This window comes from Streptosporangium sandarakinum, from assembly GCF_050942225.1.
GTDB classification, from domain to species: Bacteria; Actinomycetota; Actinomycetes; order Streptosporangiales; family Streptosporangiaceae; genus Streptosporangium; species Streptosporangium nondiastaticum.
This window is the reverse complement of record NZ_CP192034.1, coordinates 4,772,631-4,797,401: the sequence shown is the minus strand read 5'-3', so window position 1 is coordinate 4,797,401 and position 24,771 is coordinate 4,772,631. Positions and strand designations below refer to the sequence as shown.

At 73.3% G+C, this 24,771-nt stretch carries 24 protein-coding genes; 5 read left to right on the top strand and 19 right to left on the bottom strand.

All coding sequences use genetic code 11. The features are described 5' to 3' along the window. Positions 1–16: 16 nt before the first annotated feature. From ACQP10_RS22635 to ACQP10_RS22625, 3 genes are read left to right on the top strand one after another with little or no spacing between them, the layout of a single operon-like run. A complete protein-coding gene (locus tag ACQP10_RS22635; protein WP_179828915.1) occupies positions 17–769 on the top strand; it encodes an amino acid ABC transporter ATP-binding protein in 753 nt (250 codons plus the stop codon). Then, positions 766–2,370 (top strand): N-acyl-D-amino-acid deacylase family protein, encoded by a 1,605-nt coding sequence (locus tag ACQP10_RS22630; protein ID WP_433539668.1) that lies wholly within the window; start codon positions 766–768, stop codon positions 2,368–2,370. Before ACQP10_RS22635 ends, ACQP10_RS22630 begins: the two co-directional genes overlap by 4 nt. Positions 2,371–2,425: 55 nt before the next feature. Beyond that, positions 2,426–3,319: a serine hydrolase gene (locus ACQP10_RS22625; RefSeq protein WP_346022354.1), complete on the top strand. Its 894-nt coding sequence runs from the start codon at positions 2,426–2,428 to the stop codon at positions 3,317–3,319. A gap of 167 nt (positions 3,320–3,486) precedes the next feature. Here the strand turns inward: ACQP10_RS22625 and ACQP10_RS22620 are convergent, their stop codons facing one another. The 13 genes from ACQP10_RS22620 to ACQP10_RS22560 form a co-directional block, all read right to left on the bottom strand. Further along, positions 3,487–4,509: a 2-hydroxyacid dehydrogenase gene (locus ACQP10_RS22620; protein ID WP_428837526.1), complete on the bottom strand. Its 1,023-nt coding sequence runs from the start codon at positions 4,507–4,509 to the stop codon at positions 3,487–3,489. Next, positions 4,506–5,120: a histidine phosphatase family protein gene (locus ACQP10_RS22615; protein WP_179828386.1), complete on the bottom strand. Its 615-nt coding sequence runs from the start codon at positions 5,118–5,120 to the stop codon at positions 4,506–4,508. The genes ACQP10_RS22620 and ACQP10_RS22615 overlap by 4 nt, the downstream gene beginning before the upstream one ends. Then, on the bottom strand, positions 5,117–6,571 hold the full coding sequence (locus ACQP10_RS22610; RefSeq protein ID WP_433539667.1) for an FGGY-family carbohydrate kinase: 1,455 nt from the start codon (positions 6,569–6,571) through the stop codon (positions 5,117–5,119). The genes ACQP10_RS22615 and ACQP10_RS22610 overlap by 4 nt, the downstream gene beginning before the upstream one ends. Next, complete coding sequence (locus tag ACQP10_RS22605; RefSeq protein ID WP_433539666.1) at positions 6,568–8,055, bottom strand: FGGY family carbohydrate kinase; 1,488 nt, start codon at positions 8,053–8,055, stop codon at positions 6,568–6,570. The genes ACQP10_RS22610 and ACQP10_RS22605 overlap by 4 nt, the downstream gene beginning before the upstream one ends. After that, on the bottom strand, positions 8,055–9,290 hold the full coding sequence (locus ACQP10_RS22600) for a sugar ABC transporter permease (protein WP_346022350.1): 1,236 nt from the start codon (positions 9,288–9,290) through the stop codon (positions 8,055–8,057). The genes ACQP10_RS22605 and ACQP10_RS22600 overlap by 1 nt, the downstream gene beginning before the upstream one ends. After that, positions 9,287–10,075 carry an ATP-binding cassette domain-containing protein gene (locus tag ACQP10_RS22595; protein ID WP_179828394.1) on the bottom strand — a complete coding sequence of 263 codons (789 nt, stop codon included), beginning with the start codon at positions 10,073–10,075 and terminating at the stop codon, positions 9,287–9,289. Before ACQP10_RS22595 ends, ACQP10_RS22600 begins: the two co-directional genes overlap by 4 nt. 16 nt (positions 10,076–10,091) lie before the next feature. Next, positions 10,092–11,186, bottom strand: coding sequence for an ABC transporter substrate-binding protein (locus ACQP10_RS22590; protein ID WP_346022349.1), 1,095 nt, complete (start codon positions 11,184–11,186; stop codon positions 10,092–10,094). Positions 11,187–11,505: 319 nt separating this feature from the next. Further along, positions 11,506–12,465, bottom strand: a complete 960-nt coding sequence (locus tag ACQP10_RS22585; RefSeq protein ID WP_346022348.1) for a sugar-binding transcriptional regulator — start codon at positions 12,463–12,465, stop codon at positions 11,506–11,508. A gap of 108 nt (positions 12,466–12,573) precedes the next feature. Beyond that, positions 12,574–13,485, bottom strand: coding sequence for a LysR family transcriptional regulator (locus ACQP10_RS22580; protein ID WP_179828398.1), 912 nt, complete (start codon positions 13,483–13,485; stop codon positions 12,574–12,576). 69 nt (positions 13,486–13,554) lie between these two features. Continuing rightward, positions 13,555–14,607 carry a YhjD/YihY/BrkB family envelope integrity protein gene (locus tag ACQP10_RS22575; RefSeq protein WP_433539665.1) on the bottom strand — a complete coding sequence of 351 codons (1,053 nt, stop codon included), beginning with the start codon at positions 14,605–14,607 and terminating at the stop codon, positions 13,555–13,557. 9 nt (positions 14,608–14,616) lie between these two features. Further along, positions 14,617–15,375 (bottom strand): CHAP domain-containing protein, encoded by a 759-nt coding sequence (locus ACQP10_RS22570; protein ID WP_433539664.1) that lies wholly within the window; start codon positions 15,373–15,375, stop codon positions 14,617–14,619. A 398-nt stretch (positions 15,376–15,773) separates the two neighbouring features. Continuing rightward, on the bottom strand, positions 15,774–17,114 hold the full coding sequence (gene gdhA, locus ACQP10_RS22565; RefSeq protein ID WP_179828404.1) for an NADP-specific glutamate dehydrogenase: 1,341 nt from the start codon (positions 17,112–17,114) through the stop codon (positions 15,774–15,776). Positions 17,115–17,248: 134 nt separating this feature from the next. Further along, a complete protein-coding gene (locus tag ACQP10_RS22560; protein WP_346022345.1) occupies positions 17,249–18,004 on the bottom strand; it encodes a DUF3152 domain-containing protein in 756 nt (251 codons plus the stop codon). Between the two features lie 293 nt (positions 18,005–18,297). Between ACQP10_RS22560 and ACQP10_RS22555 the strand changes: the two genes are divergently transcribed. Further along, positions 18,298–19,203 (top strand): NAD(P)/FAD-dependent oxidoreductase, encoded by a 906-nt coding sequence (locus tag ACQP10_RS22555; RefSeq protein ID WP_433539663.1) that lies wholly within the window; start codon positions 18,298–18,300, stop codon positions 19,201–19,203. A gap of 26 nt (positions 19,204–19,229) precedes the next feature. On the opposite strand, the gene ACQP10_RS22550 is transcribed toward ACQP10_RS22555, so the two are convergent. From ACQP10_RS22550 to ACQP10_RS22535, 4 genes are all read right to left on the bottom strand, one after another. Continuing rightward, positions 19,230–19,670 (bottom strand): type II toxin-antitoxin system PemK/MazF family toxin, encoded by a 441-nt coding sequence (locus ACQP10_RS22550; RefSeq protein WP_433539662.1) that lies wholly within the window; start codon positions 19,668–19,670, stop codon positions 19,230–19,232. 149 nt (positions 19,671–19,819) lie between these two features. Then, positions 19,820–20,482, bottom strand: coding sequence for an NAD(P)H-binding protein (locus tag ACQP10_RS22545; RefSeq protein WP_346022342.1), 663 nt, complete (start codon positions 20,480–20,482; stop codon positions 19,820–19,822). 62 nt (positions 20,483–20,544) lie between these two features. Then, a complete protein-coding gene (locus tag ACQP10_RS22540) occupies positions 20,545–21,357 on the bottom strand; it encodes an isocitrate lyase/PEP mutase family protein (RefSeq protein ID WP_433539661.1) in 813 nt (270 codons plus the stop codon). Between the two features lie 328 nt (positions 21,358–21,685). Beyond that, a complete protein-coding gene (locus tag ACQP10_RS22535) occupies positions 21,686–22,168 on the bottom strand; it encodes a TetR-like C-terminal domain-containing protein (protein ID WP_433539660.1) in 483 nt (160 codons plus the stop codon). On the opposite strand from ACQP10_RS22535, the gene ACQP10_RS22530 reads away from it, so the two are divergent. Next, complete coding sequence (locus ACQP10_RS22530; RefSeq protein ID WP_433539659.1) at positions 22,133–22,804, top strand: NAD(P)-dependent oxidoreductase; 672 nt, start codon at positions 22,133–22,135, stop codon at positions 22,802–22,804. The two genes, ACQP10_RS22535 and ACQP10_RS22530, sit on opposite strands and share 36 nt — an antisense overlap. Positions 22,805–22,892: 88 nt before the next feature. Here the strand turns inward: ACQP10_RS22530 and ACQP10_RS22525 are convergent, their stop codons facing one another. Continuing rightward, positions 22,893–23,237, bottom strand: coding sequence for an RNA polymerase-binding protein RbpA (locus tag ACQP10_RS22525; protein WP_179828419.1), 345 nt, complete (start codon positions 23,235–23,237; stop codon positions 22,893–22,895). Between the two features lie 145 nt (positions 23,238–23,382). Further along, positions 23,383–24,744: an MFS transporter gene (locus ACQP10_RS22520; RefSeq protein WP_389998953.1), complete on the bottom strand. Its 1,362-nt coding sequence runs from the start codon at positions 24,742–24,744 to the stop codon at positions 23,383–23,385. Positions 24,745–24,771: the final 27 nt, after the last annotated feature.

Sequence of the window (24,771 nt, the reverse complement as noted above, 5' to 3'; positions counted from 1 at the left end):
AACCGGCACTCGGCCCATGGTGCGGATCAGCTCGGTGCGCAAGTGCTTCGGCGCGGTCGAGGTGCTCAAGGGCATCAGCCTGGACGTGCCCGTGGGCGGCGTGGTCTGCGTCGTCGGCCCCTCCGGGTCCGGCAAGTCGACGCTGCTGCGCTGCGTCAACCGCCTGGAGACCATCGACTCCGGCCGCATCTGGGTCGACGGCGACCTCATCGGCTACGCCGAGCGCGACGGCCGGCTGCACCACCTCAGCCCCGCCGCCCTGTCCCGCCAGAAGCAGGACATCGGCATGGTCTTCCAGCGCTTCCACCTGTTCCCGCACCGCACCGCGCTGGAGAACGTCATGGAGGGCCCCGTCGTGGTCAGGGGCGTCCCCAAAGACAAGGCCCGCACCCGGGCGATGGAGCTGCTGGAACGCGTCGGCCTGGCCGACCGCGCCGGCCACTACCCGGCCCAGCTCTCCGGCGGCCAGCAGCAGCGCGTGGCGATCGCCCGCAGCCTGGCCATGGACCCCAAGCTGATGCTCTTCGACGAGCCGACCAGCGCCCTCGACCCCGAGCTGGTCCAGGAGGTCCTCGCCGTCATGCGCGACCTGGCCGCCAGCGGCATGACCATGATGGTGGTGACCCACGAGATGGGCTTCGCCCGCGAGGTCGGCGACGACCTGATCTTCATCGACGGGGGAGTGGTCGTCGAGCGCGGCAACCCCCGCGAGGTGCTCGCCGCCCCCCGCCACGAGCGCTTCCGCGCCTTCCTGGGGCAGGTGCTTTGAGCGACCTCGACCTGCTGCTGACCGGCGGCCTGGTGATCGACGGCACCGCCGGTCCCGGCGCGGCCCGGCACGCCGACGTCGGCGTCCACGCCGGCCGCCTCACCCTCCTGCCGCCCGGCTCCCGCGCCGGGGCCCGGGAGGTGCGCGACGTCACCGGACTGGCCGTCGCGCCCGGGTTCATCGACGTGCACACCCACTCCGACGGCGTCACCCTGATCGGCGGCGAGACGGGCCGCGACCTGGCCGGCGCCTCCGTGCTGCAGGGCGTCACCGTCGAGATCTGCGGCAACTGCGGCTCCAGCCTCTTTCCCGCGCTGCCGGAACGGCTGGCCGCGATGCGCGCCGAGACCCGCGTCTCCTTCGGCGGCGACGTCGGGATGTACGAGGGCTTCACCGAGTTCGCCGCCGCGCACGCCGCCGTTCCCCGCGCCAACCACCTGGCCTCGCTGGTCGGCCACGGCACGCTGCGCTCGGGGGTGATGGGACCGGTGGACCGGCCCGCCACCGCCGCCGAGCTGGAGACCATGTGCGCGCTGCTGGACCGGGCGCTGACGACGGGCGCCGCCGGCCTGTCCACCGGCCTCATCTACACCCCCGGCACCTACGCCGGCACCGGCGAGGTGACCGCGCTCGCGGCCGTCGCCGCCCGGCACGGCAAGCCGTACGTCACCCACCTGCGCGACGAGATGTCCCGGGTGGAGGAGGCGCTGGAGGAGGCCGTGGAGATCGCCCGCGGCAGCGGCGCGGCACTGCACGTCTCCCACCACAAGACCGCCGGGAAGTACGCCTGGGGGCGGACCGAGCGGACCCTGCCCAGGATCGCCGCGCTGCGCGCCGGAGGGATGGACGTCACCTGCGACGTCTATCCCTATACTGCGGGAAGCACGGCGCTGGCCGCGATGCTCCCGCCCTGGGCCTCCGAGGGAGGGGTCGCCGCGCTCACGGTGCGCCTGGCCGACCCCGGCCAGCGTGACCTGATGCGCAGGGCCATCGCCGAGGGCGTGCCCGGCTGGGAGAACACCGTCGGCAACGGCGGGTGGGACCGCATCTCGGTCGCCTGCGCGCCCCGCCACTCCGAGACGGAGGGGCACACGATCGCCGAGCTGGCCGCCGCCCGCGGACAGGACCCCCTCGACATGGCCGCCGACCTGCTCGTGGCAGAGCAGGGCGAGGTCACCATCATCAGCCACTCGATGATCGAGGACGACGTGCGGCGGGTGCTGGCGGCGCCGTACTCGATGATCGGCTCCGACGGGGTGCCCAAGCCGGGCGGCCGGCCCCACCCGCGCTGGGCGGGGACGTTCCCGCGGGTGCTGGGCCGCTACGTCCGGGAGCTGGGCCTGCTCGACCTGCCCACGGCGGTGCACAAGATGACCGGCATGGCGGCGGAGCGGTTCGGGCTGGCCGGGCGCGGCGTGATCGCCGACGGCGCCCACGCCGACCTGGTCGTCTTCGACCCCGGCACGGTCGCCGACGGCGCCACCTTCGCCGACCCGCTGCTGCCGCCGGCGGGCGTCCACTCGGTGCTCGTCGCCGGTGAGACGGTGGTCCGCGACGGCGCCGGGACCGGCGTCCGGCCCGGGGCGGTGCTTGCGGTATGAGAACCGGTCACGGCGGTACGGGCACCGTACGGCGGACGACGGAGGGGACGGGACGATGACCGAGTACGGCACGCCGGACGGCCCGGCGAACCGGGAGGGCCCGGCGGGACCGGACACTCCGGACGGCCTGGACGACACGGGCGGCCTGGACGGTCTGGATGTCACGGGCGACCTGGACGGCCTTGACGGTCCCGGCACGGTCGCGGTGTCCGTGCCCGGCATGATCTCCCGCCACGAGGACGCCGAGCTGGTCCTGGCCAGCACCGGCAAGCTGCTGCTGCTGGCCGCCGCGGCCCGGGACATCGCCGCCGGCGCGCTGGAGGAGGCCGAGACCGTGGAGATCCGCCCCGATGACCGCTGCGGCGGCTCCGGCCTGATGGGCGCGCTGTCCGGCGACCGCTGGCCGGTCGGGGATCTCGCGGTGCTGGTCGCCTCGGTGAGCGACAACACCGCCACCAACGCGCTGCTGCGCCGGATCGGCCTGGACCGGGTCGCCGAGGTCGCCGCCGGGCTGGGCTTCACGCGCACCCGCGTCCTGGACCGGATCCGCGAGCCCCGGCTGCCGTCGCACCCGCCGGCCTTCGCCCTCGGCACGGCCGGCGAGCTGGCCCGGTTCGCCGCCCGGCTCGACGGCGCGGAGGAGTGGAGCCGGACCATGCTGCGCTGGATGGCGCACAACACCGACCGGAGCCTGGTGCCCGCCCTGCTGCCGCACGAGCCCGAGGACCGCGTGATCCCCGCCGCGCCCCCGCGCGGGATGGTCTGGGTGGCCAACAAGACCGGCACCGACACCGGCGTGCGCGCCGACGTGGGCGTCATGATCGGCCCGGAGCGTCGGATCGGCTACGCCGTGGTGGCCAACGGGCCCGCCGGGAGCGAGCACGCCCTGGTGCGGAGCGCCCGCCGGGCGGGCCTGGCCATCGCCCGCCTGGCGGGTCTCACCTCCTGAGGCTCCATCGGGAAAGCCCGAACGCCCGGATCCCCGTCGCGGGGGTCCGGGCGTTCTCACGAGCCGGCGGGCGCGGGCGGGTGCGCCCGCCGCGCCACCCCGGGAGGCCGGCGCGCCGGGTCCTCAGGGAACCCCGGCACGCCGGGAACGGCCTCCGGAGCGGCGGTTCAGGAGGCGGCGAGGGCGGGATTGGCGTGGTGGGCGACCGGCTCGCCGCGCAGGTAGCGGGCCACGTCCTCGGCGACGATCCGCGCCGCCTTGGCCGCCGTCTCCTTGCTGGCCCCCGCCAGGTGCGGGGTCATCACCAGGTTGGGCGTGGTGAGCAGGCGGGACCCCTCGGGGATGGGCTCGGTGGGGAAGACGTCCACCGCGGCGCCGAACAGGTGACCCGAGTCCAGGGCGTCGCACAGGGCGTCGTAGTCGAGCAGCGCGCCCCGGGCGCAGTTGACCAGCACCGATCCGGCGGGCATCAGCGCGATCCGCTTCGCGTCGATCATGCCGGTGGTCTCCGGGGTGACCCGGGCGTGCAGGGACACGAAGCGGGAACGGCGCAGCAGCTCCTCCAGCCCCACCTGGCCGGGGACGCCGGTGACGTAGGGGTCGTACACCAGCACCTCGGCGCCGAACCCCTCCAGCATGCGGGCCACCCGGCTGCCGATCGCGCCGTAGCCGACCAGGCCGACCGTGCCGCCCTCCAGCTCCGGGCCGACGTGGTCGTACATGTAGTAGTCGCCCCGCCACACGCCCCGGGCGAGGTCGGCGTTGGTCTGCGGGATGCGCCGGGTGGCGGCCAGGAGCATGGCCACCGTGTGCTCGGCGGTGGCGACCGCGTTGCGGCCCGGCGCGAACGTGACGGTCACCCCGGCCTCGGTGGCGGCCTGGAGGTTGGCGTTGACCGGGCCGCCCCGGCTGACGCAGAACAGCTTCAGGTCGGGGCAGGCGTCGAGGACCCGCCGGGTCAGCGGCGCCATCTGGGTCACGCAGATCTCCACGCCGCGCAGCGCCTCGATCAGCTCCTCCTCCACGTCGGACGCCTCGTCGACCTCGCCCACCCGGCCGAACGGCACGACCGGCCACGGCAGGGTCAGCTCGCGGATGTCGGCGCCGCCGGGGACCACCTGCCTGAGCGCGTCCGCCAGGAGGTCGCTGCGCACGAAGTGGTCACCGGCGGCGAGGATTCGGATGGTCAACGAACGGCTCCAATCGGAGAGTTGAACTGCAGGATCGCGACCTGCCCGCCGTCGAGGCGCAGCTCGGTGACGGCGCAGTTGTCCAGGCGCGGGAAGAGCCGCCGGTAGGAACCGAGCGGTACCCCGATGAGCCCGCACAGCGCGAGCCTGATCGCGGTCGTGTGGGCCACCACCAGCACCCGCCCGCCGGGGTGGGCGGCGGCGATGTCGCCCAGGGCGGCGGTGAACCGGGCGGCGGCCCGCCCGGGGTCCTCGCCCCCGGGCAGCGGATGGGCGGCGGGATCGGCCTCGAAGGCGGCGCGGGCCTCGGGGAACCGCTCGTGCATCTCGGCGGAGGTCAGCCCCTCACCCCGGCCGAAGTCGAGCTCGCACAGCCGGGCGTCCACCCGCGGTTCGACGCCCGCCGCGCGGGCGCTCGCCTCGGCGGTGATCCGGGCCCGGCTCAGCGTGGACGTCCAGACGGCGGCGAGCCCGGCCGCGGCGGACCAGGCGGCCAGCCGTCCGGCCTGCTCGTGGCCGCGCGGGGTCAGCTCGACGTCGGTGACGCCGGCGTAGCGGTTCTCGGCGTGCCAGACGGTCTCGCCGTGGCGGGCCAGTACGAGCCGGGTCATCGGGTGCTCCTTCTCCGGGCGTGAGCGGCGGCCTCCGTGGGCAGCCAGCCGCGGTCCTCCAGTTCGGCGACGAACCGCAGGTAGTGCTCGCGCAGGTCCTCACCGCCGGGTTCGACGATTTCGCGGGTGCGGACCATCCGCGCCGCCGAGGCGGGCCCGGCGGCGAGGACGGCCATGCCGAGCGCGGGCTCGGCGTTCTCCCGCAGGGTCACCGGCCGGCCCAGCACGGCGGCCCTGACCCGGTTCCAGTAGGCGCTGCGGGTCGCGCCGCCGGTCAGCACGATCTCGCCGTCCACCGGGGCGCCGAGCAGATCGAGGTAGTCGAAGCAGAGCCGCTCGATGTAGGCGGCGCCGCGCAGGATCGCGGCGTAGCGGTCGACGTCGTCGCCGACGTGGCCGAGGGTGAAGCCCTCCGCCTCCGGCGCGGCGAACGGGAACCGCTCTCCCCGCGAGACCAGCGGGTAGACGGTGGCGGACGGGTCGGCGGAGGAGCCGCCGGATCCGAAGCGCCCGGCGGCCAGGCGGCTGAGCGCGTCGAGGTCGCGCCCGGCCAGGTCGCGGGCCAGCACGCCCGCGCCGGTGCTGGACGCGCCGCCCGGCAGCCACGAGCCGTCCGGGGCGCGGTGGGAGTAGACGACGCCCAGCGGGTCGTGGACCAGTTCCCGGGTGACGCCCTTGAGCACCAGCGTGGTGCCCATCACCGAGTTCCAGCTCCCGGGCGTGAGGGCGCCCGCGCCGAGCTGCGCCGCGCACCCGTCGGTGGTGCCGGCGACCACCGGCGTGCCCGCCGGGATGCCGGTGGCCTCGGCGGCCCCGGCGCAGACCTCGCCGAGCACGGTGCCGGGCCGTACCACGCCGGGCAGCACGGAGGCGGGGACGCCGAGGGCGTCCAGGACGTCCGACGGCCAGCGCTCGCCGATCAGGTCGACGCCCGTCTTCAGCGCGTTGCTCAGGTCGGTGGCGACCGGCCGGCCCGTCAGGCGGCGGTTGACGAAGTCGTTCTGGTGCGCCAGGCGCGCCCCGGCCGGGGCGTCGCGCAGCAGCCACAGCAGCTTGGGCAGCGCCCAGTTGGCCTGCATGCGGCGGTAGCCGAGCCGGTCCCAGACGTGCGCGCCGGCCTCGTTGACCCGATCGACCTCGTCGGCCGCCCGCCGGTCGTCGTACATCAGCCCGGGGGTGAGGGGCCGGCCGTCGTCGCCGGTGAGCAGGATCGTGCCGGAGGTGGCGTCCACGGCCACGCCGCCGACGGGGCCGGGCGGCACGTCGCGCAGCGCCTCGCGGGCGGCGGCGGCCAGCTGCTCCCACCACTGCTCGGGGTCCTGCTCGTGCCGGGGGCCGTCGCGGTGGCTGGTCAGCGGCCTGCTCGCCGCGCCGAGCACCCGGCCGTCGCCGGTGACGGCCATCACGCGCACGCTCTGCGTGCCCAGGTCTATGCCGATCCACACGCTCATGAGCGGCTCCGCGTCTCGGCGAGCAGTGGCCAGGACCGGGCGGCGGTCTCGCGCAGCGCGAGGAAGTCCCGGTAGAAGGTCTCGTAGGCACCGGGCCGCGGCCGTACGGCGTCGCGCAGCCGCACGTGGCGCCCGGCCGCCTCTTTAAGATCGGCGGCGGCGCCCGTCGCGGCCAGGCCGACGAGGAAGGCGCCGCGGGCGCCGACCTCGGCGTCGGCCGGCCGGAGCACCGGCAGGCCGGTGACGTCGGCGATCATCCGCACCCACAGGTCGCTCGCCGAGCCGCCGCCGCACACCCGCAGCTCCCGCACGGCGGGGCCGAAGGCGTCCAGGCAGTCGCGGACGACGAACGTGAGGCCCTCGAACACGGCGCGGGCGATGTGCTCGCGGTCGTGGTCGAACGACATGCCGAGGAAGGAGCCCCGGGCGAGCGGGTCGCAGAACGGCGCCCGCTCCCCGGCGGGGGACAGGTAGGGCAGGAACGCCAGCCCGCCCGCGCCCGGCGGGCTCGCCGCGGCCAGTTCGCCGAGGGCGGCCGGACCGGGCAGCCCGAGCAGGCGGCAGACCCAGTTGATCACCTCGACCCCGGCGAAGGTGGGGAAGGCCCGCAGGTAGCCGCCGGGGGCCGCGATCGTGATGCCCACGGCGGGGCCGTCGAGGCCGGGTTCGGCGACGATGGTCTCGGTGCACAGCGTGGTGCCCAGGATGCTGCACGCCCGGCCGTCGCCCACCGCGCCCGCCCCGACGGCGGTGGAGACGATGTCGTAGGGGGCCATCACGACCGGGGTCCCGGCGGGCAGGCCCAGCGACGCGGCGGCGGACGCGGTGAGCGCGGCGACGCGGCGCGCGTCGCCGCGCGGCTCTGGCAGCAGCCGCGCGGCCCACTCCAGGCCGAACAGCGCCATCAGCTCGGGGGAGTAGGCGCGGGCGCGCAGGTCCATGAACGGCGCCGAGGCGTCGGACTCGTCCGCGGCGGTCTCCCCGGTCAGCCGGGAGAAGATCCATCCGCCGCAGGTCAGCAGGGCCGCCGAGCGTTCCAGCCGCTCGGGGTCGTGCTCCCGCAGCCAGGTGAGGATGGCGTGCGGCAGTCCCGAGGCGGCGGCGGAGCCGTTGACGCGGAATGCGCGCCCGGCCGCGCCGGAGCGGTTCCAGGCGTCCACCGCGGCCGTGGCCCGGCCGTCGTTCCACAGGATCGCCGGGCCGGTCGGCTCACCGTCGGGGCCGACCAGCCAGGCGCCGTCGCCCTGGGCGGTGACCGCGACGAAGTCGACGGTCCCGGCCGAGGCGTCGGCGAGCCGGTCGGCGACCGCGCGCACCGTGCGCGCGACCGCCGCCCAGACCGTGTTCATGTCCTGCTCGGCGTGGCCCGGCGCGGGGCGGGACACGCCGGTCTCCTGCCGGGCGACCGCGACCTCCGCCCCCGCCTCGTCGTAGCCGACCGCCTTGACCACCGTGGTTCCGGCGTCGACGCAGATCGCCGCCATCAGGCCCGCCCGTGGGAGGTCCGCGACTTGCGCGCGACCGAGTCGACGACCACGGCCAGCAGCAGCACCACGCCCGTCACCACGAACCGGATGGAGGAGTCGAGGTTCAGCAGTGTCAGGCCGCTGGAGATCGACTGGATGACGATCATGCCGAGCAGCGCGCCGAACGCGGTGCCGCGCCCGCCGAACAGGCTCGTCCCGCCGATCACGGCGGCGGCGATGGCGTTGAGGTTCACGTCGCCGGCGCCGCTGCTCTGGTTGGCGGCGGCCAGCCGGGCGGCGGCCAGGATGCCGCCCACCGCGGCGAAGGAGGAGCAGAGCATGAACACCGAGGTGTAGACGGCCCGGACGTTGATGCCGGCCCGCCGTGCCGCCTCCACGTTGCCGCCGACGGCGTAGACCGACCTGCCCCACTTGGTGCGCGACAGCAGGTAGTGCATGACCAGCACCAGCGCGACGAACAGGACGAACATCCAGCCGACGCCGCGGGTCCGCCCGAGGTACCAGACCACGAACGCCAGCACCGCCAGCAGCGCGAGGCTCCGTACGGCCAGCATGGAGGTGGTCCTGGCCGAAAGGCCCGCCCGGCGGCGCTCCCGGGCGTGGAGGTAGCCGCTGGCGAACAGCCCGGCCGCGGCGACGACCGCGAAGGTGTACGACAGCCACTGCGGCACGAAGGCCAGCTGCGCGAAGTTCACCAGGGCCGAGTCGAACGGCAGGTTGATCGATCCCTTGGTGCCCAGCACGTACAGCTGCAGGCCGAGGAAGGCCAGCAACCCGGCCAGCGTGATGACGAAGCTCGGCACCCCGAAGCGGTTGAACAGCTGGGCGTACACCCAGCCGATCGCCGCGCTCAGCGCGATCGCCGCCAGGATGGCCGCCCAGACCGGCAGCCCCTTGTCGACGAACAGCACCGCCAGCACCGCGCCGGACAGGCCGCTGACCGAGCCGACCGACAGGTCGATCTCCCCGACCAGCAGCACGCACACGATGCCGAGCGCGATGACGCCGACCGCGGCCGACTCCAGCGTGAGGTTGACCAGGTTGGTGCTGGACAGGAAGACCGGGTTGAGGATCTGCAGCACGGCCCAGATCACCACGAGGCCGACCACGACGGGGATCACGCCGAGGTCGCCGCCGCGGGCCCGCTCGATCACGTCGGTGACCGCGCCGCGCAGCCCCTCGCGGCTCTGCAGCCGCTCGTCCTGCCGGTCGGTGGCGAGCGTGGTGGTCATGAGAGCCCCTCCTTGCGGCGCGCCCGGCGCTGCGACACCACGTTGTCGGTGGCGCCGGTGATGGCGGCGATGATGTCCTCGACCGAGACGTCGTTCACGTCGAACACCCCGTTGTTACGGCCCAGCCGCAGCACGGCCACGGTGTCGGCGACCGCCTTCACGTCCGCCATGTTGTGGCTGATCATGATGACGCCCAGGCCGTTCTCCCGGAGCCGTTCGACCAGGTTGAGCACCTCGGCCGTCTGCGCGACGCCCAGGGCGGCGGTCGGCTCGTCGAGAATGATGATCTTCGGGTCGCCGAGCAGCGACCTGGCGATCGCGACGGTCTGCCGCTGGCCGCCCGACAGTGACGCCACCGGCACCCGCACGCTGGGGATCTTCGCCGAGAGCTGGCGGAGCAGCTCCCACGAGCGCGTCTCCATCGCCACTTCGTTCAGCCGGAGCGGGCGGAGCTCCTGGCCGAGGAAGAGGTTCTGGATCACGTTGAGGTTCTCGCACAGCGCGAGGTCCTGGAAGACGGTGGCGATGCCGAGCCGGTGGGCGGCCGCCGGACTCGGGATGCCGACCGTCTTCGAGTCGAAGGTGATCGTGCCGGAGTCCGGCGAGTGCACGCCCGACAGGACCTTGACCAGCGTCGACTTGCCGGCGCCGTTGTCCCCGACGACGGCCACGACCTGACCCGCCGCCACATCGAGGTCGATGTCGGTGAGCGCGGCGACCGCACCGAAGGTCTTGCTGATCCCGCGCAGGGACAGGACGCTGTCTTTTTGCTGGGTGGCGGACAAAGGGGCTCCTCGAGATCTACTTGATGCCGAGCTCGGCGCATCCCTTGGCGTACTCACCCGTGCACACCTCGGACGCCTTCATGATTCCGCTCTGGAACAGCACCTCGTTGATGTTGTCCCTGGTCACGACCGTGGGGGTGAACAGCTCCGAGGGAGTGTCGTAGAGGGTGGTCTTGCCCGCGGGCTTCTTGCCCTGCACGAACTGGTAGGCCACGTCGGCCGCGGCCTCGGCCACGGTCTTGATGGGCTTGGAGATCGTGTTGTACTGGTCGCCGGAGATGATGCGCTGGGCGGCGGCCGACTCGGCGTCGTTGCCGGTGACCGGCGGCACCTTCACGCCCGCCGCCTTGAACGCGGCGATCGAGCCGCCTCCGGTGCCGTCGTTGGCCGCCACCACGCCCGCGATCTGGTCGCGGAACTTGGTGATCTGGCCGCTGACCCAGCCCTGGGCCTTCTCCGGCGACCAGTCGGGGGTGTCGAACTCGGCCAGCAGCTTGAAGCCGCTCGGGTCGACCGCGCTGTGGATGCCCTTCTTGATCAGGCCGGCGGCGGCGTCCGTCGGGGAGCCGTTGACCTGGAGGATCCCGCCCTCGGCGTTCTCCTTCTTCAGGTGGTCGACCAGGGACTGGCCGATCATCGAGCCGATCTTCTCGTTGTCGAACGAGACGTAGTAGTCGGCCGGGGTGGTGGGGATCGGCCGGTCGTAGGCGATGACCGGCACGTTCTGCGCCTGCGCCGACTTGACGATGGTCGCGGCGGCGGCGGAGTCGACGGGGTCGATCACGATGGCCTTGACGCCCTGGGCCAAAGCCGAGTTGGCCTGCTGCTGCTGTTTGGAGGCGTCGGAGTCGGCGTTCTGGTAGATGACGGTGCAGCTTGGGCACAGCTGCTTCATCTTCGCCTCGAACAGCGGCTTGTCGGCCAGCTCGTACCGGGTGGAGGCGAGGTCGGGCATGAGGAAGGCCACCTTGGCATTCTCCGCGCTCCCGCCACCGCTGCCGCCGGTGCCGCCGTCCGCTCCGGTGGAGTCGGAACCACAGGCGGTGAGCGCCATGCCTGCGATGACCGCCACCGCGGCGAACGCCGATGTCCGCATATGAGCTTTCTTCACGGATTCTTCCCTTGCTTGCTGTGTCCTCGCGGAGCGGATCTGCTACGCGGTCCCCCGAGGTCGGGCACGGTCCGCTACACGCGGTGATGCGCCGTGGCCGAACACGCTAGCCGTGTCCGGAATATTTGTCCAGCAAAAGTGTTCAGGGATTTTCCGAGCCTGTGACCTGGTCTTCATCCGCGCGTGGTGACCGGGGAGCTCCTTCCCGGAGCGCGGGGCGCGCGGGGGCGTCACCGTCCGTCAGCGGGCCCGGCGGCGGACGGCGCGGTACGGCGGGGCCCCTTCTGCCAGGACCTTTTCGTCAGGGGGCCGCCTCTCGTCAGCGGGTCGCCGACAGCAGGCTCTCCGCGGTCAGGGCGTCGGTGACGAGCTGGTTGAAGTAGCCGCCCCTGGCCCCGGCGACGATCGACAGGACCTTCTCCGGGCCGACCGCCACCGCGATCGAGACGGGGATGCGGCGCAGCTGCTCCAGGCTGGTCGCCACCAGCCGCTCGCTGCCCGGGTAGCCGACGGGCTCGCCGTCGCGGTCGTAGAAGCGCGAGCACACGTCGCCGACGGCGTCGCGCAGGCCGTCGGCGTGGCGGGGCACGAAGGCGGGCACGACCTGGCGCGTCAGCGGCGGCGAGCCGACGCCGACGATCGCGCACCTGGCGTGCGCCCACAGGTCCATGACCTTGCGCACCGACGGCTCGTGCTGCAGGGAGTAGAACAGCTCGGGGCCCGGCTGGGCGGGCGCGTACAGGTAGCTGGGCACGCCCCCGACGCGCTCGGCCAGCAGGCGGGTGGTCTCGTTCGTCTGGAACCAGGGCTGCGGGTCCTCCTGGCCGCCCACGGCCGGGGCGATCGTGACGCCGGGGAACCGCCCCAGGCTCTCCCGCGCGCACTCGTAGACCGTGCTGCCGGAGGAGACGAGCAGCACGTCGCCGGACTCCAGGCCCGCCGCGGCCAGCGCCCTGGCCAGGCCCGGGGCCAGCCACGGGCCCAGCGCCGGGCCGCCGACCCTGGGCACCAGGAAGACGCGCCGCAGGCCCAGCGCGGCGGCCACCTCGGCGGCCAGCGGGCCCTCCTCCAGCGTCGCCGGCCGGTGCACCCGGATCTCCACGATGCCGTGCCGGCGCGCCTCGGTCAGCAGCCGGCTCACCGTGGCCCGGCTGACGCCCAGCCGCTTGGCGATGTCGGCCTGGGTGGCGTCCTCAAGGTAGTACTGCGACGCCGCCGCGTACATCAGCTCCTGGGGGAACCGGGCCTGTGCCTCCGGTGCGGCGTCGGCGGCGTTCATGGGCGGGCTCTCCCTAGGCTCTGAACATATGTGCTGAACGGATGAGCGTTGACTATACCTGCGCGCCCTCCGAGGGAAAGGCTAGCGATCCCCGGCGCGGCCCGGTGATCAGTGCGACGCGTTGCGGAGCCGGGCCGAGGCGTCGCGCAGGTAGTCGATGAAGGAGCGCAGCGCCGGGTTGGGGTTGGTCGGGCGGGCCGCCGCGCCGATCCTGCGGTAGAGCCGGGGCCCGTCCAGCCGGCACACCTGGACGCCGGGGGCGCCCCGCGCGCCGAGGCTGGGCACCAGCGCGACCCCGAGCCCGGCCCGCACCAGCCCGAGCGTGACCTCGTAGTGGTCGCTGCGGCAGCGGATCATCGGGCTGAAGCCCTCCAGCGCGCTGGCCCGCTCCAGCACCGAGACCGGGGTGCCGGTGCCGTAGGTGGTGATCCACGGCTCCCCGGCCAGGTCGGCGAGCCGTACCCGCTGCGATCTGCCCGCGGGGTGACCGGGCGGCACGACCAGCAGCTGCGGCTCGTCGAACAGGTGGGTGACCTCGACCCCCTCCGGCGGTTTCCACGGGTCGAGCGCGTGCTCGAAGACCACCAGCACGTCGAGCGCGCCGCGCTCCAGGTCGGGCATCAGCTCGTGGGGCTGGCCGAGCACCAGGTCCAGCTCCACCGCCGGATGGCGGGCGGTGAAGGCCGACAGCGCCAGCGGCAGCAGCCGGTACCCCGCCGAGGCGAAGAACCCGATCCGCAGCTGCCCGGCGTCGGCCCTGGCCTGCGCCAGCAGGTCCTTCTCGGCGGCCTCGATGATGTCGAGCACCTCCTGGGCGCGGGTCGCCAGCCGCCGGCCCGCCGCGGTCAGCCGCAGGCTCTGGGCGCCCCGCTCGACCAGGCCCACCCCGGCCTCCTCCTCCAGCCGGGACAGCTGGTGGGAGACGGCCGACGGTGAGAGCCGCAGGACGCGCGCGGCACCGGCGATGCTCCCCGTACGGAAGACCTCCAGCAGGACCCGGAGGCGGTGACTGCTCAACACCGCCTCAGTATGGGGTAATTGTCAGGATATGAGGGAGTCGGCGCGGTCGCCGGCCGGGGAACGGGCCGGTCAGGCGTCCGGGACGGCGGTCACGGCCGGGCGCTCGGAACGCTCCGGATGCCCAGGGTTCCCGGGGCTTCCGGGGCTCCCGGGGTGCTCCGGATGCCCGGAGCGCTCGGGCTGTCCAGCCTGTTCAGCCTGTTCGGGCCGTTCAGTCTGTTCGGGCCGTTCGGGCCGTTCCGTGCGGGCCGCCAGATCGACGACCCGCCCGCCGGTGCCGGTGGCGCACAGCGCGGCGGCGAACAGGATGATCTGGTTGAGGATCTTGAGGAAGGCCAGCATCCCGACGGCGCCCGCCACGACCTGGTAGGCGGGGTTGGCCGCGGTGGTCTCCAGGTAGAACTGGCCGATGGTCTTGAGGATCTCCAGCCCGGCGGTGGCGAACAGCGCGGGCCCCAGCACCCGGCCGAGCGGCAGCCGCAGCCGGGGCGTCACGGTGAGCAGGGCGGCGGCCAGCAGCGTGTTCACCGCCAGGCCGAGCACGAACGAGACCGCCGACAGCAGCCATCTCGTCGCGTCGTCGGTGACGCCCACGGTGTGCAGGAACATCCAGTTCAGCAGCGACTCGGCGGCGAAGGACACCGCGAGGGAGACCGACAGCAGCAGTCCCAGCCCGGCCAGCACGCCCAGGTCGATCACCTGGCGCAGGAGGTAGGGGCCCGGATACTCCTCCAGCCGCCAGATCGCCCGGATCGCCGAGCGCATGCTGTCCACCCAGAACAAACCGGTCAACGGCAGGCCCACCAGGGCGATCGCCCCGGCCGTGCCCCGGGCGTCGCGCAGCGCCGCCACGTCCAGGCGGGGGAAGTTCTCGCTCAGGAAGACCTGCACTGTGGTGATGACCTTCGGGTCGTCCAGCACGTGCCCGATGATCGAGAACCCCAGCAGCCCGAGCGCGAACACCGCGAAGAACGAGTAGTAGGTGAGCGCGGCCGACAGTCGCCCGCCGTCCGCCTGGTCGTACCGCACCCCGGCGCGCACCAGGTGGTCCAGCCAGCCGTTGCGGCGGCGGGCCCGCGTCCAGAACGCCGCCATCCGCCCGGCGAATCCCGTGACCGTCATGGCGGGACACTACCCGGCGCCCGCCGCTCTACCGCCCTCCGGCACCCCGTCCGGCCGGCGGCCCCGCCTGCGGTGCCGGCCCGCCCCGGGACGGGGCCGCCGCCTGGTCAGCAGGAACGTCGCGACGAGCAGTACGGCCAGCAGCCCGGCGACCGGCACCGTCTCCGCCGGCACGCCGTACGGCCCCGTACTGAAGGCCATGGCGGGCGCGCCGGGGCCGGGGGCCGGGCGCACCTCGATCCGCGTGACCCCGGAGGGGACCGGCGCCCCTTCGGCCGGGGGCGCGCCGGTCAGGCTCTCCCTGACCTTGCGCGGCAGGCCGTAGCCGACGACCTTGCTCTCGTCACGGGTCTTGCGCTTCAGCCGGGAGCCGTCGACGTTCGCCTCGATCGTGTGGATCGTGTGGATCGTTCCACCCTCCACGCTCTCGACCACTCCCACATGGTCGATGCCGCCGATGTCCCCGCCGCCGGACCAGTCGAAGAAGACCAGCGCCCCCGGTTCGGGCGTGCGCGACCACGCGCCGTGCGTGGTGAACCATCGGGCGTGGGAGGGGGTCCAGGCGAACCGGCCGACGTAGTCGGCGACGCCGGCCTTCGCCGCGGCCCAGGCGATGAACATGTCGCACCAGGGGGCCTTCTCGTACTCGGCGTCCCGGACGACGTTGGCCGAGTACCACCGGCCGAACACGGTGGGCTGCCCGTCCCGCTGCCGGTACCCGAGCTCCGGCGCCATGGCCTTCAGCAGTGCGTCACCGATCGGATCCAAGGCCGTCAGCCACCCCGTCCGCGTGTCCTCCGCCCTTCCGCGAAGGGTGGGCGCCGTCCGACAATCCGGACTGTATTCCGTGCGACGCGAAGAAGATGGCCTTTTCCGATAAAAGAGCTATTTGTCCGGCATTTTGCTACCAGATCCGCTGGGTCACGGGAACGGCCGGCATTTCCGACCTGTCATGCCCGCCCGGAAGGCTCGGTCCAGCCGGGGGCCGGCCCGAATCGGGAGACCGTCGCCCGGACCGAAAAACCGTCGCCCGGACCGGGGGACCGTCGCCCGGACCGGAGACCCGCCGGACCGGGCGACGGCCCGGCGGGACCGACCGGCCCGGTGGAATCCACCCGCGCTGGGAGGCCCCGCGCCGGGAGGCCCCGTGCGGGGCGGGCGCGGCCTCAGATCAGGCCGAGCGACAGCATCGCGTCCGCGACCTGCTTGAACCCGCCGATGTTGGCCCCGGCCACATAGTCGCCCGGCATGCCGTACTCGTCGGCGGTCTCCAGGCAGCGGGCGTGGATGTCACACATGATCTCCCGCAGGCGCTGCTCGGAGAACTCGAAGCTCCAGGAGTCGCGGCTGGCGTTCTGCTGCATCTCCAGCGCGCTGGTGGCCACGCCGCCCGCGTTGGCCGCCTTGCCGGGACCGAAGGCCACCCCCGCCTCCTGGAAGACCCGGATTCCCTCCGGGGAGGTGGGCATGTTGGCGCCCTCGCCCACCGCGATGCAGCCTCCCCCCACCAGGGCCTCGGCGTCGCGACCGGTGATCTCGTTCTGGGTGGCCGACGGCATCGCCACCTCGCACGGCACCTCCCACACGGAGCGGCCGGCCATGAAGAGCGCCCCGCCGCGGCGCTCGGCGTAGGCGTCCAGCTGCCTGCGCTCGACCTCCTTGACCTGCTTGAGCAGCGCGAGGTCGATGCCCTTCTCGTCGAGGACGTACCCGGAGGAGTCCGAGCAGGCGACCACCACGCCGCCGAGCTGCTCCACCTTCTCGATCGTGTAGAGGGCGACGTTGCCGGCCCCGGACACCACGACGCGCCGGCCGTCGAACGACGTGCCGCGCGCCTTCAGCATCTCCTCCACGAAGAACGCGCAGCCGTAGCCGGTCGCCTCGGTCCGCACCTGCGCGCCGCCGTAGCTGAGCCCCTTGCCGGTGATCACCCCCGACTCGTAGCGGTTGGTGATCCGCTTGTACTGGCCGAACAGGTAGCCGACCTCGCGCTGCCCGACCCCGATGTCACCGGCCGGGACGTCGGTGTACTCGCCGATGTGGCGGTAGAGCTCGGTCATGAAGCTCTGGCAGAAACGCATCACCTCACGCGCGGAGCGGCCCTTGGGGTCGAAGTCGGAGCCCCCCTTGCCGCCGCCGATGGGCAGGCCGGTCAGCGCGTTCTTGAATATCTGCTCGAAGCCGAGGAACTTCACGATGCCGAGGTAGACCGAGGGGTGGAAGCGCAGGCCACCCTTGTAGGGGCCCAGCGCGCTGTTGAACTCCACCCGGAAACCCCGGTTGATCTGCACCTCGCCCCGGTCGTCCTCCCACGGCACGCGGAAGATGATCTGGCGCTCCGGCTCACAGATGCGCTCAATGATCTTGGATTCGGCGTATTCGGGATGCTTGGCGAGCACCGGTCCAATGCTCTCCAGCACCTCGCGAACGGCCTGGTGGAACTCGATCTCACCCGGGTTGCGGCTCAGAACGTTATCGTAGATCGACGCCAGTCTTTCGTGCAGCATCGCTCGTCCCCTCGTGTTGGCAGCGATCACAGTGATCTCTGCCAAGAGTAGGCGACGCGGATCCGCTGATCTTCGGAGGCCGGCCGCCCCGCGGGGAGGGCCCGCAGGGCGGCCGGCCAGGCGCCGAAGGCCGGTCAGCGGCCCGGGGAGGGCCAGGCGTTCGGGCGGCAGCCGTACAGCGACTTGGTCTGCTGGAGCATCACCGGGGCCCGCCGGCCGCGCCCGGGGCACGGCGTGTGGCCGTGGCCGAGGCCGTGGCCCACCTCGTGGTTGATGACGTACTCCCGGTAGGTGGCGACGTCGCCCCTGTAGCCCCGCACGCCCTGGTTCCACCGCATGGCGTTGATCACCGCGCGTCTGCCGTTCCAGCAGGACAGCATGCCGTTGGTGATCATCGGCAGGCACTGCCGGTCGGTCATCGCGGGGCTGGACAGCGACACCCGGATCTCCACCGGCCCGCGCGCCACGCGCTTGAACCGGAACCCCCAGCTCCGCGAGTCGTTCAGGGTCCGGTGCACGGCCTCGGCGAACTCCCGCCCGTCGAACGGCAGGCCGCGCTCGACCTCGACGATGTAGCGGATCACCCGTCCTCTGCCGCCCGCCGGCGGCTCGGCCCCGCCGCCCACGACGGCGTAGCGGCCGCCCGCCGAGGCCGGCACCTTCATCCGCTGCGGCTGCCGGCGGCCGTTGGCCAGGAGGAAGGGACGGTCCGTTCCGGGGGACGACCGCGGTGACGCCGTCGGCGCGGGGGGCGGGGTGGGGGTCACCGGCACCCGGGGCAGGGCCTCGGATGTGCCGGGTGTGTCCGGGACCGGTTCGAGACGACCGCTCAGCAGGGTGGCGCCGCCGGCCAGCAGCGTCGCTGAAATACTGAGGGCAAGAAAGCCCACAAAAGGTTTGCGGTCATAAAATTGTACCTTCCTGGACATAGGCCGTAAACCTTATTACCTCCCGCCGTCAGCGATCAGCCGGGAGGCCCACGCGGGCACCCGGCGACTGACTCCCGGTCCGGTTCCGGGGTACCGCCCGAGTTCCTGGGTACTGCCAGGGTTCCGGGGTACTGCCAGGCAGACGGTCATGGAAGCGGGTCCCCGCCCGGCGGGCCGCGGCGAGCCCGCGGCGGAGGCGGCGGACCGGGAGGCACCGGATCCGAGCCGGTGGATCCGGCGGAAAGGAGCACGCCGTGCAGCACTACGACGCGGCGATCATCGGCGGCGGGCCGGCCGGGCTGACGGCGGCCATGACGCTGGGCCGCTCGGTGCGCCGGGTGGCGGTCCTGGAGACGAGGCGACCACCGCGCAACGCCCCCTCCAGGGGAGTGCACGGCATCGTCGGCCTCGACGGCCTCACCCCCGACGAGTACCGCCGCCGCGCCTGGACCGACCTGGCGCGGTACGGCATGGCCGACATGTACGAGACCACCGCGACCGACGTGATCCTCGACCCCGAGGGGGGCTTCACCGTCCTGTCCGACCGCCGCGGTCCGCTGTGGGCGCGCCAGGTGCTCCTCGCCACCGGAGTGATCGACGTCCGCCCCGAGGTGGAGGGGTTCGACGAGTGCTGGGGCAGGACGGTCATCCACTGCCCGTTCTGCGTCGGCTGGGAGAACCGGGACCGCGCCTGGGGCGTGGTCACCTCCGACCCCGGTTTCGCCAGGACGGCCGCCGCGGGCTTCTCCGCCTGGAGCCACGACGTGATCGTCCTGGCCGACGGCGCCCTGCCCGAGCCGGTCCCCGAGGCCAGGGTCGTCGAGGGCAGGATCCGCAGGCTCCACCACACCGGCGGCAGGCTGCACACGGTCGAGCTGGAGGACGGCACGCTCGTCGAACGGCAGACCCTGCTGTGGCAGCCGGGCCAGCGGCCCGTCCCGCTGATCACGCGCCTGGCCGAGCGGCTGGGCCTGGTGCTCGGCGGCGACGGCTACGTCAAGACCGACGAGTGCCGCCGCACCAACGTGCCCGGCCTGTACGCCGCCGGAGACCTCATCACCGACTCGCAGGCGGCGATCGAATCGGCCGCGGCCGGATCGGTCGCGGCCTTCACGATGATCTCCGACGCCTGCGGCGCCTGGGCGGTGGAGCCCGCCTAGACGCCCTGACCGGTCCCGACCGGCCGTCAGCGGGCGACGGACCAGCCGTGGATCCTGCCGAGGGCGGCGGCGACGCGGGCGAAGCGGGCCGGGTCGAGGACCGCCCCCTCGCGGCGGATGTCATCCTCCTCAAGCGCGAAGACGCGGTCCAGCCGCAGGTAGGAGACCCGGCCGTCGCGGTCCCAGGAACCCGCGCCCAGCTCCAGCCACTCGCGGGGGTCGTCGTCGCCGTGGCTGGACAGCATCATCGCCAGCAGGCGCCGCCGGTGGCGGCCGACGACCAGCAGCGGCCGGTCCTTGCCCCGGTCCGGGTCCTCCTCGTAGGGGACCCAGGCCCACACGATCTCACCCGGGTCGGCCAGGCCGTCCAAATCGGGGGAGTAGTCGAGGGTCGCCGTCCGGTCCACGCCGTAGACCTCGCGGACCGCCCCCCGGGCCGGCCGCGGGTCCTCACCGAGATCACGCATCCGGACATCCTAATGACCCCGCCCCCGGCGGAGTCGCCGGGGGCGGGCCGAGGGGGACGTCCGGCTGGACTGCCCGGACCCGCCCGGACCCGCCCGAATCCACTCGGACGCGATCGGCCCGCCCGGTCCCGGCGGGTCCGGGCGGGCGGTCAGGAGGCCAGGCCGCGGACGGCGTCGGCGACGGGGACGTCGCCACCGACGAGTTCCACGATGTGGCGGTGCGGGCCGGGGGAGTCGAGCAGCTCCACGATGACCGCGGCGACGTCGTCGCGGGACACCCGCCCGGGCGGCACCGGCGGGTGCGACAGCGTGACGCGCCCGGCTCCGGGATCGTCGGTCAGCGTCCCGGGACGCAGGATCGTCCAGTCGAGGTCGCGGCGGCCCTGCAGGTCGTTCTCGGCGGCGGTCTTCGCGTCGATGTACGCCGCCCAGACCTCGTCGCTGCCCGGCTGGGGCGGCTGCCCGGCCCCCATCGAGGAGATCTGGACGAGGCGGCGGACCCCGGCGCGCTCGGCCGCCTCGGCCAGCAGGACCGCGGCCGCGCGGTCGACGGTGTCCTTGCGCGGCACGCCGCTGCCCGCCCCGGCCCCGGCGGCGAACACCGCGGCGTCCGCCCCGGCGAGGAGGGCGGCCACCTCCTCCACCCCCGCCTTCTCCAGGTCGCACACGACGGGCTCGGCCCCGGTCCCGCGGACGTCGTCCTCCTGCGCCGGGTCGCGGATCAGGCTGACGACCTCGTCCCCCCGCCCGGCGAGCAGCCGCCCCAGCCGCAGCCCGATCTTCCCGTGGCCACCGGCGATGACCGTACGCATATGAGCCTCCTCTGACACACGTCGTGGAAATACGGCTCGTCGTACCCCGGAGGACGCGCCTGTCACCGCCCGGAGAACTCCGGGTCGTAGGGGCTGCGGCCCTCCCGGATCGCCGCGACCAGTCGCGCGGTGTGCTCCTGCGCGGCCCGGTACAGACCGGGGCCGAAGCTGACGCGGGCGACCCCGAGCCCGGCCAGCTCGGCCAGTGACGGCGTGCCGGGGCGGAACATGATGTTGATCGGGCCGCCGATCCCCTCGGCCAGCGCGCCGATGTCGGCGGGCTCGGAGACGAAGATCGGGTAGACGCAGTCGGCGCCGGCCGCCAGGTACTCACGGCCCCGCCGTACGGCCTCGGCGAGCCGCTCGGCGGGGGAGCCGGAGCCGTGGTGGTAGACGTCGACCCGCGCGTTGATCACCAAGTCCACGCCCGCGGCGGAGGCGGCGGAGCGGACGGCCGCGAGGAAGACGGCCTGCTCGGCGGCGTCGACCATCTCGCCGGTTCGCGGGTCGGAGTCCTCCAGGTTGCAGCCGGCGGCGCCGGTCGCGGCGAGCCGTTCCACCAGCTCCGCGGGCGCCAGGCCGTAGCCGCGCTCCAGGTCGGCGGTGACCGGGGCGGCCACCGCGCGGACGATCCGGGCGATCGCGGCCAGCATCTCCGCGGCCGGGGCCGCCTCCCCGTCGTCGTACCCGAGCACCGGGGCGACCGCGGCGCTGCCGGTGGCGACGGCCGGGAAGCCCGCCGCCACGATCCGGGCCGAGGCGGCGTCCCAGACGTTGGGCAGCACCAAGGGGTCCCCCGGCACGTGCAGCGCGCGCAGCGCCGCGGCCCTGCCGGGGGCGGGCCGGTCGTTCGTCGTGTCCTCGGCGATGGTCATGATCCGACCCTAGAGGACCGGAGAGGCCCGGCCCCAGAGCCGATTCCACGTCACCGGACCGGGCCATTCCCGCGCCTCCGGAAGCCCGCCACCCGCCGCCCGCCGTATGACCGCCGTGCGTATGACCGCCGGGCCGTACGCCGGGCGTATGGCCGCCCGCCGCCTGCCCGTACGGTCGTCCCACCGGGAGGAACCGGGGCCGGCACCCGTCCGTGGCCGGTGCCCACCGGGTGCCCGCCGGGGGAGGCGGCCACGGCCGCGTGGTGAACGCGGTGTCCCGGTCGCGGGTCGCCGGGGCCGCGAACGACTCCGGAGGTGCCGAGGGCCGTCACTCCTCGGGTTCGACGCCCAGCGACCGGACGAGCTGGGCCAGCTCCTCGTGGAAGAGCTTGTCGGGGTTGACCGTCTGGGTGCGCAGGTGCCCGTAGATCTCCAGCGACACCAGGCCGTGCAGGTGGCCCCAGATGCGCAGCGCGAGTGCCACGCCGGCCGGAGGCAGTTCGGGGAACGCCGGACGGACCTTGCCGAGCAGCCCGGCGTCGAAGTCGGACCACTGGAAGTCGCTGCGCGCGTGAAGACGTCCGGTGTGCGGCCAGGCGGCGTCGGCGAGGGCGGCGATGCCCGTGCAGACCCGGTGCGCGGCATCCGGGGCGGCGCCGCCCTCGGGTGCCTGGTAGCCGGGCACCGGGTCGCCGTAGATGAGGCGGAAACCCTCGGGATTGGCCAGGGCCCACCCCCGGAAGGCCCGCGCCCACGCCTGGATCCGATCGGCCGGATGCGCCGCGGGAGCGTCGTCACCGAAGCCCTCCACCGGGGGCACTACGTCACAGCGCTCACCCGCGACGCCACCCGGATCGACGAGGAGCGGGAGAACATCGTCTGGAAGAACATCGACGTCCTCGATGCCGGGAGCATCGCCGCGGTCCTGCCCGGACTGGACGTCCTGATCAGTGGATACCAGCCCGGAAACGCCGCTGCCGACTTCGCCGACACCGTGTCGCGTTCGATCGCCGATCCCACGGTCTACGCCGCCGCCGCCCGAGCACTGCTCAAGGCGCTGGAGAGCCACCCCCGGACCCGGCTGATCGTGATCGGCGGTGCCGGCAGCCTGGAGGTCGAGCCCGGCCTCGTACGGGCGGACTCCGACGAACTCCTGCACGAGAGCCTCGACCGGGCGGGACTGCCGAGGGAGTACGCCGCCGCCGTGCGCGGGCATCGGGACGCCCTGAACGTCCTGCGCACCTCCAACCGGCTCTGGACCTACTTCAGTCCGGCCGAGGAGATCGCCCCCGGCCGACGCACCGGACGGTTCCGGATCGGGGGAGACCAGCCGGTCCTCGACGCCGCCGGACGCAGCCGCATCTCCTCCGAGGACGCCGCCGTCGCACTCATCGACGAGGCGGAACTACCCCGCTTCGTCCAGCGGCGCTTCACCATCGGCTACTGAACCGGCCGGATCCGCCCGCCCCGCCCGGACAGCACGAGACCCCCGGCGCCCTCGCCGTGGGCCGGGGGTCTCGCGTCAGGTCGTCGGATCAGGCGCTCTTGCGGCGCTGGGCGCGCAGAATCGCCAAGCGCTCGTTGAGCACCTCCTCAAGGTCCTCGATCGTGCGACGCTCCAGCAGCATGTCCCAGTGCGTCCGCGGCGGCTTGGCCTTCTTGGCCTCCGGGAGCTCACCGTCCACCCGCAGGGCGTTCGCGCCGCACATGCGGCACTCCCACGTCGCCGGGATCTCGGCCTCGGCGGCGAGCGGGACGTCGAACCGATGGCCCTTCGGGCAAATGTAGGACACCTCCTGGCGCGGAGCCAGATCGGTGTTGCGGTCGTTCTCGTAGCTGGTCGCCCCGAGTCGGGTACCGCGTAGCGCACGCTCGCCCATGTCTCAATGCCTCCTGAGGGCCCCGTCGTGAGGGGTTTGTCTCCCACGGCGTACAACGCTTGATACCGTGTGTGGATTCCCACACACGAGGAGATCCAATCGCGCGTTCCTTGCCGGGTCTGCGATGCGCTTTTGGGAAGATGTCTCAGAGGCGTTCGGGCACCTGGTTGCCCGCCGCGCGGATCGCCCGGGGCAGGTTCACCGCGGCGAGCAGGACGAAACCCACCACGAAGAAAATGACCAGCGAGACGATGCCGAGCCGGTAGCTGTCGGTGAGCTGCAGCGCCAGGCCCAGGGTGAACGACCCGAGGAACGTCGAGCCCTTGTCGCTGATCTCGTACAGGCTGTAGTACTCCGCCTCCTTGCCCGCCGGGATCACGTGCGAGAACAGCGACCGCGACAGGGCCTGTGTGCCGCCCATCACGATCGCGATGGCGAACCCGAGCGCGAAGAACGGCAGGGCCGCCCCCTTGGGCAGGAAATAGGCCACGGCCACCACGCCGGTCCAGGCGACCAGCGCGGCCAGCACGACGCGCTTGGCGCCGTAGGAGGCGGCCAGCCGGCCGAGCAGCAGCGCGCCGCCGAAGGCGACGAACTGCACCATCAGGATCGCCCCGATCCGCACGGTCTGGCCCAGCCCGAGCTCCTTGTCGGCGTAGGTGGCCGAGAAGGAGATGACGGTCTGCACGCCGTCGTTGTAGATGAGATAGGCCACCAGGAACGCCAGCGACAGCGGGTACCGGCGCAGCTCCACGATCGTGCGGCCGAGCTGGCGGAAGGTGCCGGTGACGGCCCGGCCCACGCTCTCGGAGCCCTGGGCGAGCGCGCGCCGGTTGCGCAGCCGCAGCATCGGGATGACCGTGAACCCGCCCCACCACAGGCCCGCCGACGCCAGCGCCAGCCGTACGGCGTCGCCCTCCGTCACGTGGAAGGTGTCGTGGTAGAGGAACAGGCCCAGATGGACGGCGAGCAGCAGGCCGCCGCCGAGGTAGCCGAAACCCCAGCCCATGGCCGAGACCCGGTCGCGCTCGTCCGGCGCGGCGATCTCCGGCAGGAACGAGTTGTAGACGACGAACGCCGCCGAGAACGAGACGCTGGCCATCACGAACAGCGCGCCGCCCAGCAGATAGCGGTCGCCCGACAGGAACCAGAAGCAGACGGTGGCCCCGGCGCCGAGATAGGCGAACAGGCCCATGATCTCCCGCTTGCGGCCCGTGTGGTCGGCCAGAGCCCCGGCGACGGGCATCAGGAAGATCTGCAGAACGGCCGAGAAACCCACCACGAAGGAGTAGTAGGCGCTGGGCCGCACGTCGAACCAGAGCACGTCCACGTACGGCCGGCCCGCCGCGGCGGTCTCGGCGATCGTCGTCAGGTACGGGCCCAGGAAGACGGTCAGGACCGTGGTGGGGAAGGCGGAGTTCGCCCAGTCGTAGAAGTACCAGCCGCGTTGCTCGCGCAGGCGGTTCGGGGACGGGGAAAGGTCCTCGGTGACCTTTTCGGCGGTCATGACGGTCCTCGGTTCACTGGGGGGAGG

What these genes read in the sequence shown, in the direction of transcription:
- ACQP10_RS22635 (WP_179828915.1), top strand. Translation starts at nt 17, where the DNA reads ATGGTGCGGATCAGCTCGGTGCGCAAGTGCTTCGGCGCGGTCGAGGTG.
- ACQP10_RS22625 (WP_346022354.1), top strand. Translation starts at nt 2,426, where the DNA reads ATGACCGAGTACGGCACGCCGGACGGCCCGGCGAACCGGGAGGGCCCG.
- ACQP10_RS22615 (WP_179828386.1), bottom strand. Translation starts at nt 5,120, where the DNA reads ATGACCCGGCTCGTACTGGCCCGCCACGGCGAGACCGTCTGGCACGCC.
- ACQP10_RS22610 (WP_433539667.1), bottom strand. Translation starts at nt 6,571, where the DNA reads ATGAGCGTGTGGATCGGCATAGACCTGGGCACGCAGAGCGTGCGCGTG.
- ACQP10_RS22605 (WP_433539666.1), bottom strand. Translation starts at nt 8,055, where the DNA reads ATGGCGGCGATCTGCGTCGACGCCGGAACCACGGTGGTCAAGGCGGTC.
- ACQP10_RS22600 (WP_346022350.1), bottom strand. Translation starts at nt 9,290, where the DNA reads ATGACCACCACGCTCGCCACCGACCGGCAGGACGAGCGGCTGCAGAGC.
- ACQP10_RS22585 (WP_346022348.1), bottom strand. Translation starts at nt 12,465, where the DNA reads ATGAACGCCGCCGACGCCGCACCGGAGGCACAGGCCCGGTTCCCCCAG.
- ACQP10_RS22575 (WP_433539665.1), bottom strand. Translation starts at nt 14,607, where the DNA reads ATGACGGTCACGGGATTCGCCGGGCGGATGGCGGCGTTCTGGACGCGG.
- gdhA (WP_179828404.1), bottom strand. Translation starts at nt 17,114, where the DNA reads ATGCTGCACGAAAGACTGGCGTCGATCTACGATAACGTTCTGAGCCGC.
- ACQP10_RS22550 (WP_433539662.1), bottom strand. Translation starts at nt 19,670, where the DNA reads ATGCGTGATCTCGGTGAGGACCCGCGGCCGGCCCGGGGGGCGGTCCGC.
- ACQP10_RS22545 (WP_346022342.1), bottom strand. Translation starts at nt 20,482, where the DNA reads ATGCGTACGGTCATCGCCGGTGGCCACGGGAAGATCGGGCTGCGGCTG.
- ACQP10_RS22540 (WP_433539661.1), bottom strand. Translation starts at nt 21,357, where the DNA reads ATGACCATCGCCGAGGACACGACGAACGACCGGCCCGCCCCCGGCAGG.
- ACQP10_RS22530 (WP_433539659.1), top strand. Translation starts at nt 22,133, where the DNA reads ATGCGCCGCGGGAGCGTCGTCACCGAAGCCCTCCACCGGGGGCACTAC.
- ACQP10_RS22525 (WP_179828419.1), bottom strand. Translation starts at nt 23,237, where the DNA reads ATGGGCGAGCGTGCGCTACGCGGTACCCGACTCGGGGCGACCAGCTAC.
- ACQP10_RS22520 (WP_389998953.1), bottom strand. Translation starts at nt 24,744, where the DNA reads ATGACCGCCGAAAAGGTCACCGAGGACCTTTCCCCGTCCCCGAACCGC.